Source organism: Stenotrophomonas sp., assembly GCF_032103445.1.
In the GTDB taxonomy this organism is placed as follows: domain Bacteria; phylum Pseudomonadota; class Gammaproteobacteria; order Xanthomonadales; family Xanthomonadaceae; genus Stenotrophomonas.
Map to the genome: position 1 here is coordinate 1 of NZ_DAMDFR010000003.1, position 17,726 is coordinate 17,726.

The 17,726-nt window shown below is 66.6% G+C and carries 13 protein-coding genes and 1 pseudogene; 10 read left to right on the plus strand and 4 right to left on the minus strand.

Annotated features, from left to right (window positions below):
- The 4 genes and pseudogenes from RT551_RS01730 to tkt form a co-directional block, all read left to right on the plus strand.
- Positions 1 to 459 (plus strand): annotated as a pseudogene (locus tag RT551_RS01730) (protein BatD); the annotation flags it as partial.
- A 63-nt stretch (positions 460 to 522) separates the two neighbouring features.
- Positions 523 to 1,863, plus strand: coding sequence for a dicarboxylate/amino acid:cation symporter (locus RT551_RS01735; RefSeq protein ID WP_313455278.1), 1,341 nt, complete (start codon positions 523 to 525; stop codon positions 1,861 to 1,863).
- Positions 1,864 to 1,944: 81 nt separating this feature from the next.
- Positions 1,945 to 2,397, plus strand: coding sequence for a hypothetical protein (locus tag RT551_RS01740; RefSeq protein WP_313455280.1), 453 nt, complete (start codon positions 1,945 to 1,947; stop codon positions 2,395 to 2,397).
- A 157-nt stretch (positions 2,398 to 2,554) separates the two neighbouring features.
- Entirely contained in the window at positions 2,555 to 4,564 is a 2,010-nt protein-coding gene (gene tkt, locus RT551_RS01745) for a transketolase (RefSeq protein ID WP_313455281.1), read from the plus strand.
- 631 nt (positions 4,565 to 5,195) lie between these two features.
- Here tkt and RT551_RS01750 read toward each other — a convergent pair.
- Positions 5,196 to 7,148 carry an acetyl-CoA hydrolase/transferase C-terminal domain-containing protein gene (locus RT551_RS01750; RefSeq protein ID WP_313455283.1) on the minus strand — a complete coding sequence of 651 codons (1,953 nt, stop codon included), beginning with the start codon at positions 7,146 to 7,148 and terminating at the stop codon, positions 5,196 to 5,198.
- Between the two features lie 130 nt (positions 7,149 to 7,278).
- Here RT551_RS01750 and RT551_RS01755 point away from each other — a divergent pair, with 130 nt between their 5' ends.
- Genes RT551_RS01755 through RT551_RS01765 form a run of 3 tightly spaced genes read left to right on the plus strand, consistent with a single transcriptional unit; the run spans position 7,279 to position 9,414 of the window.
- Entirely contained in the window at positions 7,279 to 7,644 is a 366-nt protein-coding gene (locus RT551_RS01755) for a BlaI/MecI/CopY family transcriptional regulator (RefSeq protein ID WP_313455284.1), read from the plus strand.
- A complete protein-coding gene (locus tag RT551_RS01760; RefSeq protein ID WP_313455286.1) occupies positions 7,637 to 8,860 on the plus strand; it encodes a TonB family protein in 1,224 nt (407 codons plus the stop codon). The genes RT551_RS01755 and RT551_RS01760 overlap by 8 nt, the downstream gene beginning before the upstream one ends.
- Entirely contained in the window at positions 8,857 to 9,414 is a 558-nt protein-coding gene (locus RT551_RS01765; protein WP_313455288.1) for a hypothetical protein, read from the plus strand. Before RT551_RS01760 ends, RT551_RS01765 begins: the two co-directional genes overlap by 4 nt.
- A gap of 112 nt (positions 9,415 to 9,526) precedes the next feature.
- On the opposite strand, the gene RT551_RS01770 is transcribed toward RT551_RS01765, so the two are convergent.
- The 3 genes from RT551_RS01770 to RT551_RS01780 form a co-directional block, all read right to left on the minus strand.
- Positions 9,527 to 10,327 carry an MBL fold metallo-hydrolase gene (locus RT551_RS01770; protein ID WP_313455290.1) on the minus strand — a complete coding sequence of 267 codons (801 nt, stop codon included), beginning with the start codon at positions 10,325 to 10,327 and terminating at the stop codon, positions 9,527 to 9,529.
- 10 nt (positions 10,328 to 10,337) lie between these two features.
- Positions 10,338 to 11,153, minus strand: coding sequence for a S1/P1 nuclease (locus tag RT551_RS01775; RefSeq protein ID WP_313455291.1), 816 nt, complete (start codon positions 11,151 to 11,153; stop codon positions 10,338 to 10,340).
- A gap of 136 nt (positions 11,154 to 11,289) precedes the next feature.
- A complete protein-coding gene (locus RT551_RS01780) occupies positions 11,290 to 11,916 on the minus strand; it encodes an OmpW family outer membrane protein (RefSeq protein WP_282298497.1) in 627 nt (208 codons plus the stop codon).
- A 203-nt stretch (positions 11,917 to 12,119) separates the two neighbouring features.
- On the opposite strand from RT551_RS01780, the gene gap reads away from it, so the two are divergent.
- The 3 genes from gap to RT551_RS01795 all read left to right on the plus strand — a co-directional run bounded on the left by gap (position 12,120) and on the right by RT551_RS01795 (position 17,648).
- The gene (gap, locus tag RT551_RS01785; RefSeq protein ID WP_282298498.1) at positions 12,120 to 13,124 is read left to right on the plus strand and encodes a type I glyceraldehyde-3-phosphate dehydrogenase; all 1,005 of its coding nucleotides are present in this window, start codon (positions 12,120 to 12,122) and stop codon (positions 13,122 to 13,124) included.
- 532 nt (positions 13,125 to 13,656) lie between these two features.
- Complete coding sequence (locus RT551_RS01790) at positions 13,657 to 16,302, plus strand: DUF2339 domain-containing protein (protein WP_313455293.1); 2,646 nt, start codon at positions 13,657 to 13,659, stop codon at positions 16,300 to 16,302.
- Entirely contained in the window at positions 16,299 to 17,648 is a 1,350-nt protein-coding gene (locus RT551_RS01795) for a DUF3999 domain-containing protein (RefSeq protein WP_313455295.1), read from the plus strand. The genes RT551_RS01790 and RT551_RS01795 overlap by 4 nt, the downstream gene beginning before the upstream one ends.
- Positions 17,649 to 17,726: the final 78 nt, after the last annotated feature.

Consider the following 17,726-nt stretch of genomic DNA (forward strand, 5'->3'; position numbering starts at 1 on the left):
TCACCTGCGTTGCCGGCGGCCGCACCGGCCCGTCCCTGGGGCTGGATCGCCGCAGCGGCTGGGTTCGCGCTGCTGTGGCTGCTGACCCTGGCATGGGGCTGGCGTCGCCGCCGGCAGCCGGTGGTCAGCGCCCCTGCTGTTGCGGCTGGGACCCGGCGGTCGCCCACGCTGGCGGAACTGCGCCAGCAACTGGATACCGGCGGCCTGGACGATGTGATTGCCACCTTGGCCCGCATGGGCGGGCTGCGGGGTCTGGACGATGTGCTGGCAGCGCTGGCTGAACCCGACCAGCGCCAGGCCCTGCAGGCCATGCAGGCCGCGCGCTGGAGCCGGAATGGCGGTGGCGTGGCCGTGGCCAGGCAGACCCTGCGCCGGGCCTTCCATGACGGACCGCACTGGCGGCCGGTGGCGTCGACTGACCACACTGGCCTGGCACCCTTGTATCCCCCGGGCCGTTGAGGGGTGCCCGGTAGTCCCTGCCGGCTTTGCTAAGCTGTCCGATCACCATAGGAACACCGCTCGATGACTGAGGCCGCAACCCCCGGGCAGACGCCGCCCCGGCAGAAACTCCCCCTGCACTGGAAAATGTTCATCGGGTTCGGACTGGGCCTGGTCCTGGGCCTGATCGTGCATGCCCTCGAGGGCAACATCGGTGGCCTGACCGAAGCCGCCCGCGCGGTGATGACCTACGTCACCACCCCGTTGTCGGGGCTGTTCCTCAACCTGATCTTCATGCTGATCGTGCCGCTGATCTTCTCGGCGCTGGTGATGGGCGTGTCGGAGATGGGCGACATCCGCGCCCTGGGCCGGATCGGCTGGAAGACCCTGGCCTACACCGTGGTGCTGTCCGGCGTGGCGGTGGGTATCGGCCTGGTGCTGGTCAACGTGCTCAAGCCGGGTGTTGGCGTGGACCCGGCCATGGCCGCCCAGCTGCTGCACGAGAACGTCGAGCGCAGCCGCGAGATCGTCGCCAACATCGGCGAGCAGCCCAAGGGCATGGACATGCTGCTGTCGATCGTGCCGAGCAATGTGCTGGCCGCCGCCTCCAGCAACGGCGCGATTCTGTCGCTGATGTTCTTTGCGCTGATGTTCGGCATCGGCATGGTGCTGTCACCGGAAGACAAGGTGGCCACGCTGCGCAAGGGCATCGAGGGCGTGTTCGAGATCTCGATGACCCTGATCAACCTGGTCATCCGCCTGGCCCCGTACGCCGTGGCCTGCTTCATGTTCAACCTGGCCGCGATTTTCGGCTTCGACCTGCTGGTGCGGTTGGGTGCGTATGTGGGCGTGGTGGTGCTGGCGCTGGGGCTGCACATGGTGGTCAGCTACGGCGTCGCCGTGTGGCTGTCCGGGCGTTCGCCGCTGGCCTTCTTCCGCGACACCCAGGAGGCTACGGTGATGGCCTTCTCCACGGCTTCCAGCAATGCCACCCTGCCGACCGCGCTGCGCGTGGCCGACCAGATGGGCCTGCCGCAGCGCGTCTCGCGCTTCGTGCTGACCGTGGGGGCCACCGCCAACCAGAACGGCACCGCGTTGTTTGAAGGTGTCACCGTGATCTTCCTGGCCCAGTTCTTCGGCGTGGAGCTCAGCATCACCCAGCAGCTGATGGTGATGGTGGTCTGCATCCTGGGCGGCATCGGCACGGCTGGCGTGCCGTCAGGATCGCTGCCGGTGGTGGCGATGATCTGCGCCATGGTCGGCGTCGACCCGATGGGCATCGGCCTGATTCTCGGCGTGAATCACTTCCTGGATATGTGCCGCACTGCGCTCAACGTCACCGGCGACCTGGCCCTGACCACGCTGGTGGCCAAGGGTGAAAGTGACGAGCATCACACTCCGGAATCTGTCGCGTCCGGCAATTGATCCTGCGCGGCAGGCCATGGATACTGCCCCGGCGCATGGAAGGCGCCGCGCCGGCGCCGTGCGGGGAAAGGAGCAACAAAGATGAGGAAGTATCTGATCGTGGCGGCACTGGGTCTGCTGGCGTTCGACGCCAGCGCACAGGACGCCAGCGCTGAGAGTGCCAAAGTAAAGAAGGACTGCGAGGCCAACTACGTGCAGGAAGGTAGTTTCTTCGCAGGCCGCAAGTTCACCAACTGGGGCGTGGTGCCGGTCAGTGCAGAGACGGCTCTCAAGCGCATCAAGCGCGAAGGTGTGAAGGCTGGCCTGACCTTCACGTCCGAAGACAAGGACATCGGCATGCTGCAGTTCGAGCAGCAGACCAAGGGTGACAAGGGCATGGTAACTCTGCCGTGGAACGTCATGGTCGAGCCGCAAGGCAAGAATTCGTCCAAGGTCAGTGTGACCAAAACGACCCCGCCCACCCACAACACCAGCGAAAAGTTCCAGCGCGCCTCCACCTGTGGCGTGATTGAGGCTGCCCTGCAGGCCCCGTAATCGGACGGCTTGCAGCACCCGACGCCCCGCCCAGCGGGGCGTTTCTGTTTCCGTGCCCGCCTTCACAAGGCTGACGCTTCTGTCCTGACCCGGTCGGTCGACTGTGGGACAATAGGCTGCCCGCAAATTGCGGGAGCCTCCCGACCCCGACAGAACCATGACGCAGCCCACCCGCCGCCAGTTGGCCAACGCCATCCGCTTCCTTGCCGCTGATGCGGTCGAAACCGCCAAGTCCGGGCATCCCGGCATGCCGATGGGCATGGCCGATATCGCCGAAGTGCTCTGGAACGACTACCTCCGTCACAATCCCAACAACCCGAAGTGGTTCAACCGCGACCGCTTCGTGCTGTCCAACGGCCACGGCTCGATGCTGCAGTACGCGCTGCTGCACCTGAGCGGCTATGACCTGCCGATCGAGCAGCTCAAGCAGTTCCGCCAGCTCGGCAGCAAGACCGCCGGCCACCCGGAACGCCATGAAACCCCCGGCGTGGAAACCACCACCGGTCCGCTCGGCCAGGGCCTGGCCAACGCGGTCGGCTTCGCGCTGGCGGAAAAGCTGCTGGCACAGCGCTACAACCGCCCCGAGCATGAGATCGTCGACCACCGCACCTGGGTGTTCCTGGGCGACGGCTGCCTGATGGAAGGCGTGTCCCACGAAGCCGCCTCGCTGGCCGGCACCTGGGGTCTGGGCAAGCTGGTCTGCTTCTGGGACGACAACCACATCTCCATCGACGGCAACACCGAAGGCTGGTTCACCGACAACACCCCCGAGCGTTTCGAGGCCTATGGCTGGAACGTGGTGCGCGGCGTCGATGGCCACGACCCGGACAGCATCAAGGCGGCGATCGACAGCGCGCTGGCGCAGTTCGACAAGCCGACCCTGATCTGCTGCCGCACCACCATCGGTTTCGGTTCGCCGGGCAAGGCCGGCAAGGAATCCAGCCACGGCGCACCGCTGGGCAAGGATGAGCTGGAAGCCACCCGCAAGGCGCTGGGCTGGAACTACGGTCCGTTCGAGATTCCGGAAGAAATCTACGCCGGCTGGCGCGCCGGTGGCACCGGCACCCTGCGTCAGGCCGAGTGGGAACAGCAGTTCGACAAGTACGCGGCGCAGTTCCCGGCCGAAGCTGAAGAACTGACCCGCCGTTCGCGTGGCGAACTGCCGGAAGACTTCCTGGCGAAGGCTGACGCCTACATCGCCCAGGTGCAGGCCGAAGGCCCGACCATCGCCTCGCGCAAGGCATCGCAGCTGGCGATTGAAGCATTCGCTCCGCTGCTGCCGGAACTGGTCGGTGGTTCGGCCGACCTGGCGCATTCGAACCTGACCCTGTGGAAGGCCAGCAAGTCGGTCGCCACTGACGACCCGAACGCCAACTACGTGTACTACGGCGTGCGCGAGTTCGGCATGACCGCCATCGCCAACGGCCTGGCCCTGCACGGCGGCTTCATTCCGTTCGACGCCACCTTCCTGGTGTTCAGCGATTACGCCCGCAATGGCGTGCGCATGAGCGCGCTGATTCCGGCGCACGCGATCCACGTCTACACCCACGACTCGATCGGTCTGGGCGAAGACGGTCCGACCCACCAGCCGGTGGAGCACCTGGCCTCGCTGCGTTACATCCCGAACAATGACGTGTGGCGTCCGTGCGACGCGGTGGAATCGGCGGTGAGCTGGAAGTCGGCGATCACCCGCCAGGATGGCCCGAGCTGCCTGGTGTTCAGCCGCCAAAACCTGCCGCACCAGCCGCGCAACGCCGAACAGGTGGCGCAGATCGCCCGTGGCGGTTACGTGCTGGCCGACGCCGAAGGCGGCGTGCCGGACGTGATCCTGATCGGTACCGGTTCGGAAGTGAGCCTGGCGGTTGCGGCCAAGGTCGAACTGGACGCGGCCGGCATCAAGACCCGCGTGGTGTCGATGCCGTCCACCGACGTGTTCGAGCGCCAGGACGCGGGCTACCGCGAAGCGGTGCTGCCGAACGCGGTGCGCAACCGCGTGGCCGTTGAAGCCGGCGTGACCGGTTTCTGGCGTCAGTACGTGGGTCTGGACGGTGCCGTGGTCGGCATCGACACCTTCGGTGCCTCGGCCCCGGCGGACGCGCTGTACAAGCACTTCGGCATCACCACCGAACACGTGGTCGCCGCCGCCAAGGCACAGCTGGCCAACTGATCGTTGCCTGCATGAAACCCAACGGCGCTCACTGGCAACGGTGAGCGCCGTTTTTGTTTGCCATGTCCTGATTGCACGATTTCCGTAGAGCCGGGCTCTGCCCGGCTGCTGTTGGTTGTGGGCGAACAGCCGGCGGTCAACGTTGTTCTGGTTTGGCGGCTCGGGATGGGCGTTCCGGGGGACGGCGCAAGTACGTCCATGTAGCCTCGATCGCCGCATCCATGCGGCTCACGCCCCCTCCAGCCCACCCCGAGCCGCCACGACAGACCATCGGTGGCCATCGAAAATCAGATGCACGTAATCCCGGTAGCGTCGGTCGACAGACGACGGCCGTGAAATCCTCAACATCCGGTAACGCATGACCCCACATCGACATCGCCGTTGATGTTGCCGTGGCCCTCCCATGGCCACCGGCCAACTGTCTGGGGCGTGCCGGGGTGGGTTTGCGGGACCGTAGAAAACATGGATGTTTTCTACGAGCCCCCATGGACGGGTTCACGGCGTGTCCCGCAAACCCACCCCGGCACGTCCAAACACGGAAACCGATGACCACCGGCTGTTCGCCCAAAACCAACAGCAGCCGGGCAAGCCCGGCTCTACGTCACATTTGCAAGCGCACCGGCATACGCCGTCAAGCCGTCCGCGCCAACCCCAATCGCACCAACCGCGCCTCGAGCTTCTCGCCGAACGTCTTAGGTGCATCCAACCCCATGCGCTGCAGATACACCACGTCGCCATCACCGGCCGGCTGACGTAACGCCGCCAGCACCGTGCGCAGCTTTCCGCCGCGGGTGAGCGTGTTCTGCTTCAACCAGCCCAGCGCCTTCACCAAATGCTGCTCGACCTCGGTGAAATCACTGCCCAGCGGATAGTCCGGCAGTTCGCCGGAGTGACGGAACGGTGCCAATGCCGCACTCACCGCCGCCGCACTGTTGCGTTCGCGCCACCGCGCCGGCGCAGCAAACGACGTCGCCAGCTTCTTCGATGCCTTCGCCGTCTGCAGCAGATCGTCCTGAAAACCGGCATCGGCAATCGCGGTCATGTTCACCACGCAATCCTCATCGGTCAGGTTGCGCAGATCCGCAATGCCGTACTCGTTGATGTAGATGTCGCGCAGGTGCCGGGGAATGGTGGTGTGCCCGTAGTTCCAGCGCACGTTCGACTGCAGCCCCCGCGCATCCTCGCGCGTGGCCCGGAACATCAGGGCGCTGCGCGCTTCCGGCAAGGCATGTGCCATCGCCACGAAGTTGTACTGGCCGCCCACGCCCGACACCACCCGGCCATCTTCCAATGCATCCGAGGTTGCCGCGCCCAGCGCGGTGGCGATCATGCAGGAGTTGAAGAAGCGCGCATGGCGGCGCTGCAATCGCTCCAGCGTCTCGTTTCCGCCGTACAGCTGGTTGATCTCGCTGATCCGGCGCATGCCGATCGCCCGGCACTCGTCTTCCGGCAGGTCGCGCAGCCACTGGTAGAAATCCGGCGAACCCAGGTAGAACGCGCCGTGCAGATACTCGCCCTCCGCTTCCAGCGTGGCGTGGTCGATGCTCAGCGTGCTGCCGTTCTCGATCCGCTGCATCAGCGCCAGATCGTCGTGCACCTTGCGCCGGATCACCCCGGTCTGAACCAGCCGGCGGAAGCCTTCGTTGAGCATTTCGCTGCAGCCATACAGGCCCACTTCGAACGGCTCCAGCCCGCCGCATTCCAGCACTGTGGGATTCTGCTCCAGCTCCGGATCCAGCGCCCGCAGGATCTGCCGGTAGCGTGCGTTGTCGGTGTGGCGCAGTACCAGCGCGTGGCTGATCGCGTCCGCCAGCGTGCCGATGCCGATCTGCAGCGTGCCGCCGTCGCGCACCAGGGTGCTCGCGTACAGGCCAATGGCGTAATCCGCGTCGCTGACCGGCTGGCGCGGCAGCCCGAACAGGGCCGGGTAGGGCGGCGGCGGGGTGATCACCAGGTCGAAGAAGGTCACATCCACCGTGGCCGAGCCACCCAGGTACGGCAACTGCGGATCGATCTCGGCGATCAGCAGCGGGCGCGGCAGCCCGCGTGCGGCCATCGCGTCCAGCGTGTCCTGGGTGATGTCGTTGTTGCACGACAGCGACAGCCGGCGGTCGTCCGGGCGCATCGCTACCTTCTGCACAATGGCGTGCGGCGCGCGCTGCGCCACCGCATCGGCGGCATGCGTGTAGTTCAGGCTGGTGTAGCCGCGCTGTGCCTGTGACGAGCCCAGCAGCGCGCCGGACTGCATGTAGAACTCTTCCACCTGCACGTGCGCCGGCAGGCGGTCACGCGCCACGGCGTCGGCATAGGCCAGGCGCGGGAAGTCCGCACCGAAGTGACGTTCGGCGAACGGGGCCATGAAGCGGCCTTCCAGTCCCCCCGAGGGCGGCTTCGGCGGGTTGAGCGACAGCGCGGTGTACAACTGCAACGGCCGCGACGCATCGCTTTCCACCCGCGCGTACAGCGCATTGAGCAGGCGGTGCGGCTTGCCCAGCGCCAGCGGTGCGCCAATCCGCAGCGGGCCATTCACCCGTTGCAGCAGCCAATCGACGGCGGCGTCCAGGTCGGTAAGGTGATCGGTCATCCAGTGCTGTCCTGCCCAACGTGAAATCTTTTGAGATCGTGGCAGCGCGCCCATGAATCCGGTGTTGACAAAGGCTTGACATCGGGTTTGATTACGTGCGTAATCGAACCGTCGATTACGGGTGTAAATGATGAGCCAGATCAGCGAAGCCGAAGCGATTGTCATGGAAGTGCTGTGGGCGCGGCATCCGCTCGGGGCCGATGACGTGGTGGCCGCGCTGGCCGACCGCGACTGGGCCGAGCCCACCATCAAGACCCTGCTCAACCGCCTGCTCACCAAGGGCGCCATCAGCGCCAGCCGGGACGGCCGGCGCTATCTGTACTCGCCGGTGCTGCAGCGTCAGAGCTGGGTGGCCGAGCAGAGCAGCGGCCTGCTGGACAAGCTGTTTGCCGGCCGGGTCGCCCCGCTGGTCGCCCATTTCAGCCAGCGCGGGGAGCTGAGCGCGCAGGACATCGCCGAATTGAAGAAGCTGATCCAGGAGCTGGACCATGACTAGTCTGCTGCAGGTCTTGTTGCTGACCAGTGCATGGGGCTCCATTGCGGTGCTGCTGATTGCGATGGCGCGCCCGTTGCTGAAGCGGCTGGGCGGCGCGGCAGTGGTGTACCGGAGTTGGTGGTTGCTGCCGCTGGCGCTGCTGGCCCCCTTGCTGCCGGTGCCCGCAGTAGCCGTGATCGAGGCCGCACCGGTGCGCGCATTCGGGACCGTGCTGACAACCCCGCTGCTGCCGGCCGATGCACCGCTGTGGCCCGCGCTGCTGGTCGCCGTGTGGTTGGCCGGTGCCGTGGGCGTGGCGGTAGTGCAGATTCGCGCGCAACGCCGCTTCATGCAGGCAATGGGGCCGCTGTCTCCGCGTTCCGACGGCAGCTGGCAGGCCAGTGCGGACCCCGGTTTGCCGGCGCTGGTCGGCGTGCTGGAACCGCGCATTGTCGTGGGCCCGGACTTCGATCTGCGCTTCAGCGTGGCCGAGCGTGATCTCGTCCTCCAGCACGAGCGCAGCCACCGTGCCCACCGCGATCACTGGGCCAACCTCGCCGTTGCTGTGCTGCGTTGCGTGTTCTGGTTCCATCCGCTGTTGCCGTGGGCGACGCGCCGCTTCCTGTGTGACCAGGAGCTGGCCTGCGATGCGCGCACGGTGGATTCCCATCCGGCATTGCGCCGGCTCTATGCCAGCACGCTGCTCAAGGCGCAGCTGGTCCACCCGGTTGCGCCGATGGCCTGTCATTGGCGCAGCCAGCCGATGTTGAAGGAGCGAATTGCCATGTTGAAGCAGAACAAGCGGAAGGCGTTGCCGTGGGTATCCGGTCAGGTCGTGGTGGTGGGGCTGTGCATTGGACTGTGCAGCATGGCGTGGGCCAGCCAGGGCGGTGCCGGAACACCCTCGATCGGCTTTGAAGCAGAGCCCGTCCCGGCCGGCAGCGCGGAAACCGTGGGGGCCCAGGTGATCAATACCACGGCACCGAAGTACCCGACCGCAGCCTTCGAGCAAGGCGTGTCAGGCAAGGTCGACCTGCGTGTCGAGGTGGGCGCAGACGGTCGCGTCACCGATGTGCGCGTGCTGAGCGCAACGCCGGCGGGTGTGTTCGAGGATGCGGCGGTGACGTCGGCGCGCGCATGGACGTTCAAGCCGGCGCTGCGTGATGGCAAGCCGGTGGCCTCCGCACTGAAGATCCCGGTCACGTTCCAAATGAATGACGAGGCTCCTGCACCATGAGGTGGGGAGGGCTGCTGGCGGCACTGCTGCTCACCGGCTGTGCCAGCCAGCCTGCCATCACCACGGTAGACACGCGCAGCGAGAACGTCGACCACCGGCGATTGGCAGCTGCGGCACCTGGTGGCGGGAGTGGCGCGGTGGCGGCCTACGAACTGGGTGCCACCGAGGGCTATCGCATGCCGCAGTTGTATGGGGGGCCGCAGCCGGTGCTGGGCGAGCGCGATCCACGTCGGGAGCTGCCTCCCACCCAGGTCTGCCTGCAGGTGGTGGTGAACGCGGAAGGCAGGGTCGAGCGCAGCGTGCTGCTCAATGACCGGCCGGAATGTCGGGCCGGTGCTGCGGCGGAGAACACGGTGCTGGTGCAGGCGGCGCAGGAGGCGGTGGCACAGTGGCGCTTCTCACCCGCTGCAGTGTGCCATTTCGCCCCGGGCCAGGTGCCGGAAGACCGGGGGGATTGTCGTGATGCTGAACGTGTTGAGCCGGTGGCGGTCAGTCTGCTGTATGCCTTCAGCTTCGAAATCGTGAAAGGCCAGCAGATCCTGCGCCAGCACTGACGTATCGCGCGGCAACACCGACGTAACGTACGCCAACTCTGACGTATCGCGCGCCAACATTGACGTAGAGCCGGGCTTGCCCGGCTCCCGGAACAGCCGGGCAAGCCCGGCTCTACGCGCCACCCTGGATATTCGCTTTCACTGAAGGATGCATCAGCTTCGGCTCGGCCAAGGTGGCGTCACGCGCCTGCCGCGTGGCGACAAACTCCGCCTCGCTCACCCCATCGCGCAGATGGATGTTGTGCTCACGCTGCGCCCCGATGGTGGTTTCGTTGGCCACCTTGCGCCCGCCCGGACCATAGTCATGGCAGACGAACACACGGGTCGCATCGGGCAGCGCCAGCAGGCGCTGGATCGAGCGATACAGCAGCCCAGCATCACCACCGGGAAAATCGCAGCGCGCCGTGCCGCCATCCGGCATGAACAACGAGTCGCCGGTGAACAGCGCATCGCCGATCCGGTAGGCCACGCTGTCCGGGGTGTGGCCCGGCACCGCGATCACCTCGGCATCCAGCTCGCCCAGCGCAAATCGCTCGCCATCGACGAACAGGTGGTCGAACGGCGCACCGTTGGCGGGCACGTCCATCCCATAGCGCGGGGCAAACGTGCGCTGCACCTGGGTGATGTCTTCGCCCATCGCCAATGTTGCCTGCGGCCACTGCTGCTTGAGCCGGCGGCCGGCGCTCACATGATCCGCATGCGCGTGGGTTTCCAGCAGCCAGCGCACCTGCAGTCCATGCGCATCCACGTGGGCGCGCAGCGCCTGCAACGGTGCTTCACCCAGCGCGTCGGTGTCGGGATCGTAGTCCAGCACCGGGTCGATCACTGCCGCCTGCAGCGAGGCCGGGTCATGCACCACGTAGCTGAAGGTATGGCTGTCGGGGTGGAAGAAAGCGGCAACGTGCAGCGGCATGATCAGATCCTCAGCGTTTCCCCAGCGTGTCGTTGAGCAGCACGGCGAGGCGTTCGCCGGCCAGACGCAGTTCGCGCTCGGCGACCGGCAGGTAGGTGTCGGTATAGCCTGCCTCAAGCGTACGCTTCGGTGGGTAAACGCCAGGTGCAATGGCAATCCGGCAGCTGGCTTCAGCCCACGCCACTGCGTCGGCATTGATGTTGGCGCGCTTGCTGAACTTCGGCTTCGGCAGCTTGTTCAGGCGCGCGGCATAGGCGTCGTCATCCAGTTTGCGGGTATTGAGCATGCCGCTGTCCCACAGCGAATGCAGGTTGGTGCCACGACCGTTGTACTGCACCTGGAAGTCGTTGCCGCCCTTGTCGTGGCCGTAACCGGCATGCATCGGCTGGTGGATGTCGCCGACAAAATGCACCACGAACTTCAGTGCCTGCGCGCGTTCGGCATCGGAGCGGCTGCGGTCACCGAGGATGGCGGTCTGCGCCTTCAGCGCCTCGACCACGCAGTTGCCGTTGGCGCACTGGCTGGCGGGTTGGTACTGGCAGTCGTCCTCGCCCATGTTGATGTAATGCCAGCGCGCCGAGCGCCGACCCAGGCCCGGGTCCTTGGCGCGCAGTTCGTCGGCCCAAGGGGCCACGCCGGCCAGCGTTGGCACCGGTTCGTTGGCGAGCAGGCGGTCGACCTCGGCACGGGTGGTCGGGGTCAGGCGTGACTCAGCGACGCGCGCCACCAGGCGATGGCCTTGTGCGCCCCAGGCCAGGGCATCGGTGGAAACAAAGGTGAGGGCCAGGGCGAGGGTGCTGGCACGGAACAGGGAGGAGATCTTCATCGGCGCATTCTAGCGGGCGATGGTGCCGACGATCTTGACCGCATCTGGCCAGCAGCAGAACAAAAAAGCCCCGGCCGGGGCCGGGGCAAATGCTTTGCTGCGAGGGGTGTTGCTCGGTTGGGTTCTGATCCGCCGATCAGAACTTGAAGACGTAGGCCACGCCGTACACCAGCGGGTCGATGTTGACGGTGCCGATCTTTTCGCCGTTCAGCTTGACCTTGCTGTCGATGTCGATCCAGCGCACGTCAACGCGCAGCGAACCGTTCTCGGCGACCTTGAAGTCCAGGCCGGCGTGGGCGGCCAGGCCCCAGGAGTCTTCCAGCTTCAGGTCCGCGCCGGCCAGCGCGCCGGTGGTTTCTTCGCTGAAGAAGGTGGTGTAGTTGACACCGGCACCGACGAACGGCGAGACCTTGCCCTGGCTGTTGAAGTGGTACTGCAGGGTGACCACCGGCGGCAGGTGCTTGGTGCTGCCGACGCGGCCCAGGCCGTTGATGTTGATATCGTGCTTGAAGGGCAGGGCGGCCAGCACTTCAATGCCGAGGTTGTCGGCGATGAAGTATTCGCCGGTGATGGTCGGCTTGATGTCGCTGTCGACGTCGACTTCCAGGCCGCCGGCCAGGGTGCCGTTGTCGGACTTGGGGGCAACCTGGTGCACGCCGGCACTGATGGTCCAGTCGCCCTTGGACTGGGCCATGGCCGGGGCGGCGGCCAGCGACAGGGCGACGGCAAGGCTGGACAGCAGAAGGGTGGAGGTCTTGCGCATGAGGGTGTCTCGTTGCGGGGTGGAATGGGGCCAGTTTTCCCGTCCGCGCCTCACCCCGCCTTGATCCGGATCAATCCGACCCGGCCGCTCAGCCGGCGGTCAGCCAGCCGGCCCGGGGCCCCGGCTGCCGGGGGGCAGGCTTTGCTAGAATGGCGTCCCTTTCCATCGGCGCCGCACCGTCGCGGCTGCAGGAGCTTGTGAACATGGCAATCAAGGTTGGCATCAACGGTTTCGGTCGCATCGGGCGCAACGTGCTGCGTTCGGCGGTGCTGAACTTCGGCAATGACATCGAAATCGTGGCCATCAACGATCTGCTGGAGCCCGATTACCTGGCCTACATGCTGAAGTACGACTCCGTGCACGGCCGCTTCAAGGCTGACGTCAGCGTGTCCGGCAGCGACCTGCTGGTGAACGGCAAGAAGATCCGCCTGACCCAGGAACGCGACCCGGCCAACCTGAAGTGGGACGAAGTGGGCGTGGACGTGGTGATCGAATCCACCGGCCTGTTCCTGACCAAGGAAACCGCGCAGAAGCACCTGGATGCGGGCGCGAAGAAGGTGATCCTGTCGGCCCCGTCGAAGGACGACACGCCGATGTTCGTGTACGGCGTGAACGACAAGACCTACGCCGGCCAGGCGATCATCTCGAACGCGTCGTGCACGACCAACTGCCTGGCCCCGCTGGCCAAGGTGATCAACGACAAGTGGGGCATCAAGCGTGGCCTGATGACCACCGTGCACGCCGCCACCGCGACCCAGAAGACCGTTGACGGCCCGTCCAACAAGGATTGGCGCGGCGGCCGTGGCATCCTGGAAAACATCATTCCGTCCTCCACCGGTGCGGCCAAGGCCGTGGGCGTGGTGATTCCGGAATTGAACAAGAAGCTGACCGGAATGAGCTTCCGCGTGCCGACCTCGGACGTGTCCGTGGTCGACCTGACCGTGGAACTGGAAAAGGAAGCCACCTACGCTGAAATCTGCGCCGAAGTGAAGGCACAGAGCGAAGGCGCGCTGAAGGGCATCCTGGGCTACACCGAAGACAAGGTCGTGGCCACCGATTTCCGCGGCGAAACCCACACCTCGGTGTTCGACGCCGAAGCCGGCATCGCGCTGGACGGCACCTTCGTCAAGCTGGTGTCGTGGTACGACAACGAATGGGGCTACTCCAACAAGTGCCTGGAAATGGCCAAGGTTGTGGCTGCCAAGTAATTCGGTTTTTCGGTAAGTCAAAAGCGGCGCGTTCCTGAAAAGGGGCGCGCCGTTTTACGTAGAGCCGGGCTCTGCCCGGCTGCGGTTGGATCTGGGCGAACAGCCGGTGTTCACGGCATCCCTGGTTTGGCGGCTCGGGATGGGCGTTCCGGGGGACGCTGCAAGTACGTCCATGTAAGCTCGATCGCCGCATCCATGCGGCTCACGCCCCCTCCAGCCCACCCCGATCCGCCATCGACAGTGCGTCGGTGGCCATCGAAAATCAAAAGCACGTAGCCCCGGTAGCGTCGGTCGACAGACGACGGCCGTGAAATTCCCAACATCCGGTAACGCATGACCCGGACCAACATCGCCGTTGATCTGGCATTTCCCATGGCCACCGTTTGTTCGCCCAGATCCAACAGCAGCCGGGCAAGCCCGGCTCTACAGGGATCGTGCACCCTGCCGAACCGGGCACATCAGGTACGATGACCCCGTGCCGCAGGTACCCACCCTCGGGGAAGGGGCGGCGTTTGATCGAGGATGACGTGGAATGGAAGCGTTGATTGTCCTGGCCGTGCTGGTCCTGTTGGCCATGCCCGTGCTGCTGGTGGTGGCCCTGGTAATGATTGGCGGCCTGCGCCGGCGCGTGGCCGCGCTGGAAGAGGCTCGCTACGCAGCGCAGGCTGCGGCTGCGCCTGAACCGCCTGTGGCCGAGCCGTGGCGTGACAGCGCCCCCGTTTCGCCGGAAATGCCAGCCGCGCCCGTGGTGCAGGCACCCGCACCCGAACCGATTCCTACACCCGCTCCCGTCGCCGCCCGCGCCGCACCCCCGCCATTGCCGCCACGCGCGCCGGTTACCCCGCCGGCACCTGCCGTGCCGCAGGGGCCGAACGTCATCGAACGCGCCATCGATACCGTCAAAGCCTGGTTCACCGAAGGCAACGTGCCGGTCAAGATCGGCATGCTGGTGCTGCTGGCCGGTGTCGCCGCACTGCTCAAGTACGCCAGTGACCAGGGCTGGCTCAACGCGCCCATCGAACTGCGCCTGGCCGGCATCGCCGCCGGCGCACTGGGCCTGCTGGTGTTCGGCTGGGTGCAGCGCGAGCGTCGGCGGTTGTTCGCGCTGGCGCTGCAGGGCGGGGCGATCGGCATCCTGCTGCTTACCATCTTCGCCGCGTTCAAACGGTATGGGTTGGTCGACCCCGGCATTGCCTTCGCCCTGAGCGTGCTGCTCATTGCCGGCCTTGGCGTGCTGGCCGTGGTGCAGAACTCGCGCACCCTGGCCGTGCTCGGCATCCTGGCCGGCTTCATGGCCCCGATCTGGCTCTCCACCGGCAGCGGTAACCACGTCGCGCTGTTCTCGTACTACGCCGTGCTCAATGCGGCCATTCTCGCCATCGCCTGGTGGCGGCCGTGGCGCGTGCTGAACCTGCTCGGTTTTGCCTTCACGTTCGGCATCGGCACCTTCTGGGGCGTGCTGCAGTACCAGGCCGACAAGTTCGCCAGCACGGAACCGTTCCTGCTGCTGTTCTTCGCGTTCTACCTGGTCATTCCGCTGTTGTACGCCCGCCGTCAGCCGGCGGAGAAGCGTGACCTGATCGACGGCAGCCTGGTGTTTGGTACGCCGCTGATCGCGTTCTCGCTGCAGGCCGGCATGCTGCACCACGACCGCCTGCTGCTGGCCCTGTGCGCGCTGGCGCTGGCGGCGCTGTACGCCGGCCTGGGCTGGGCGCTGATCCGTCGCGAGCGCTACGCCGCACTGGGCCAGTGCCACGCAGTGCTGGCCGTGGGCTTCGCAACGTTGGCGGTGCCACTGGCGCTGTCGGCGCGTGCCACCGCCAGCATTTTTGCGCTGGAAGGGGCCGGGCTGGTCTGGCTCGGCCTGCGCCAGCAGCGTCTGCTGCCGCAGATCGCCGGTGCGCTGCTGCAGTTGGGCGCGGCGTTCGCCTTCGTGGTCGGTGCCGACTACTGGCGCTTCGACGGCACTGCCGTGGCAAATCCGACCTTCATGAGCGGGCTGCTGCTGGCGGTGGCCGGGTTTGCGTCCGCCTGGAGCTGTCGCCGCGCCGACAAGGAGGCACCGGCCATCGTCTACTACCTGTGGGGCCTGTTGTGGTGGTTGGGAACCTTCAGCCATGAAATCGGCCGATTCGTCGCACGCAGCAGCGTGCCCGACGCCATGCTGGTGCTGGTTGCCGTCACCGCCTGGCTCGCGGCTGAAATGCACCGCCGCCAGCCTGCGCGGGCGCTGGTGCTGACGACGCTGGTGATGTTGTTGTGCGCGTTCCCAATGGCGCTCTGGCAGGTGGACCTGCACCAGCAGCCCTTCGCGGGATACGGTGCGCTGGCCTGGGCGGTATTCGCCGCGCTCGGCGTGCGCAGCCTGTGGTGCCTGCGTGGCGGTCAGGGTCGTGCGGCCGTGGCCGCGCAGTTCATCTGGTGGCTGTTGTGGCCCACCGTGCTCACCCTCACCGCGAGCTGGCTGGCCGCGCGCTTTGAATTGGCCCAGGGCTGGGCGCTGGCGCTGGCCTTGTTGCCCTGGCTGCTGCTGGCAGCGGTGTCGCTGCAGCGCTGGCGTTGGCTGACCCTGCCGCTGGGCGGGCGCTTTGATCACAGCCGCCATGCCTTGCAGGGCACCGTGTTCGCGGTTCTGGCACTGGCCTGGTGCGCGTATCTGTTCGCGCCCGGTGATGCCACCCCGCTGCCATGGGTGCCGCTGTTCAATCCGCTGGAGGTGGCCCAGCTGGCGGTGCTGGCGCTGCTCGCGCGCTGGCTGTGGACCGGACAGGCTCCGCAGGACCTGCAGTCCCAGCGCATTCCGCTGCTGGCCGTGGCGGGGTTTGTTGCCCTCACCAGCATCACCCTGCATGCCGTGCACCACTGGGGCGGGGTGGACTGGAATGAGCGGCTGTGGTCCTCCACGCTGGCCCAGACCAGCCTGACCGTGGTCTGGAGCGTGCTGGGCGTGATCAGCTGGGTGTGGGGCTCGCGGCGTGGCCAGCGCGCCCTGTGGCTGGTGGGTGCCGTGTTGATGGGCGTGGTACTGGCCAAGCTGGTGCTGATCGACCGCCAGCATCTGGGCAACCTGCTCGGCATTGCCTCTTTCATCGCCTACGGCCTGTTGTGCACGGTGGTGGGCTACCTGGCACCGGCTCCGCCGCGCGCCGCCGAATCTGCTGTGGAGAATGCACCGTGAATCGTGTCTGCCAGGTCCTGACCGGACTGTTTCTACTGGCTGCGCCGCTGCTGGCGTTGGCCGATGACGCGCGCCAGAACTATCGCGAGCAGTGGCCGTTGCAGCTGTCTGCGCCGCAGGCCGGTGCGTACAAACTCACGCTCGGCGAAGCCCAGTACCGCAGTGCGGTGTCGCCGCAGTTGAAGGACATCCAGATCTTCAACGCACAGGGCCAGCCGCTGCCCTCCGCGCTGTTCAGTGCCGAGCAACCCGTGGCGCAGCTCACGCCGCTGCAGCCGCTGCCATGGTTCGCGTTGCCTGCGCAGGGCAGTGCAGGCGGCGATGACCTGCAGTTGCTGACCGAACGCAACACCGACGGCAGTGTGCGCCGCGTCGAAGCGCGTCTGGGCCGCACCGCCAGCAATGCGCAGCCCGGCGGCTGGCTGGTGGATGCCAGCAAGCTGGACGCGGCGCTGCAGGCGCTGCGGCTGGACTGGCAGTCCGGGCCGGCAGTGCAGTTGCGGGTGCGTGTGGACGTCAGCGACGACCTGCAGACCTGGCAATTGATCAATGACGACGTGCCCTTGGTGGACCTTGCGCAGGACGGCAATCGCCTGCAGCAGCGCCGCATCTTCATCGGCCGCGAAGCGAAGTACATCCGCATCCTGCCCGCGTCCAACGGCGCGCTGCCGGTACTGTCCGCTGTGCAGGCCGAACCGATGTCGACACTGCAGGCGATCGACTGGCAATGGCGTGCGCTGCCGGGCAATGCCGGCGTACCGGGCGAGTTCGAATATGTGCTGGACGGGCGTTTCCCGGTGGCGCAGGTGGATATCGCCACGGCCGACAACAGCGTGGTGCAGTGGACCCTGCTCAGCCGCGACGATGCCGCCCAGCCGTGGCAGGTGCGTGCGGGGCCGTGGGTTGCCTACCAGTTGCAGGACAGTGCGCAGCGGCGGCAGTCGCAGGCACAGGCGCTGCCGGTGCCAATCCGTGACCGCTACTGGAAGCTCACCGCTACCCAAGGGCAGCCGGCGCAGGCCCCCACCCTGAAGCTGGGCTACCAGCCGGAGACACTGGTGTTCCTCAGCCAAGGTGAGCCGCCGTTCACGGTGGCGGCCGGAAGCGTGCGCGCGGCGCGTGCCGATGCGCCGGTGGGGACAGTGCTGGCGCAGCTGCGCGAACAGCAGGGTGCGCAGTGGCAGCCCGCGACGGCCACGGTGCAGGGGCCGGCGCAGACGCTTGGCGGCGACGCCGCAGTGCGGCCCGAACGTGACTGGAAGCGCTGGCTGCTGTGGGGGCTGTTGGTGCTGGGCGTGCTGATCGTTGGTGGGTTTGCCATCAGCCTGTTGCGCACGAAGCGATAACCCCGACCTGCGCGACGCACGCGATGTGCCGGTAGCGCCGGCCGTTGGCCGGCCCATGCGATGCATCCCGCGTTCATG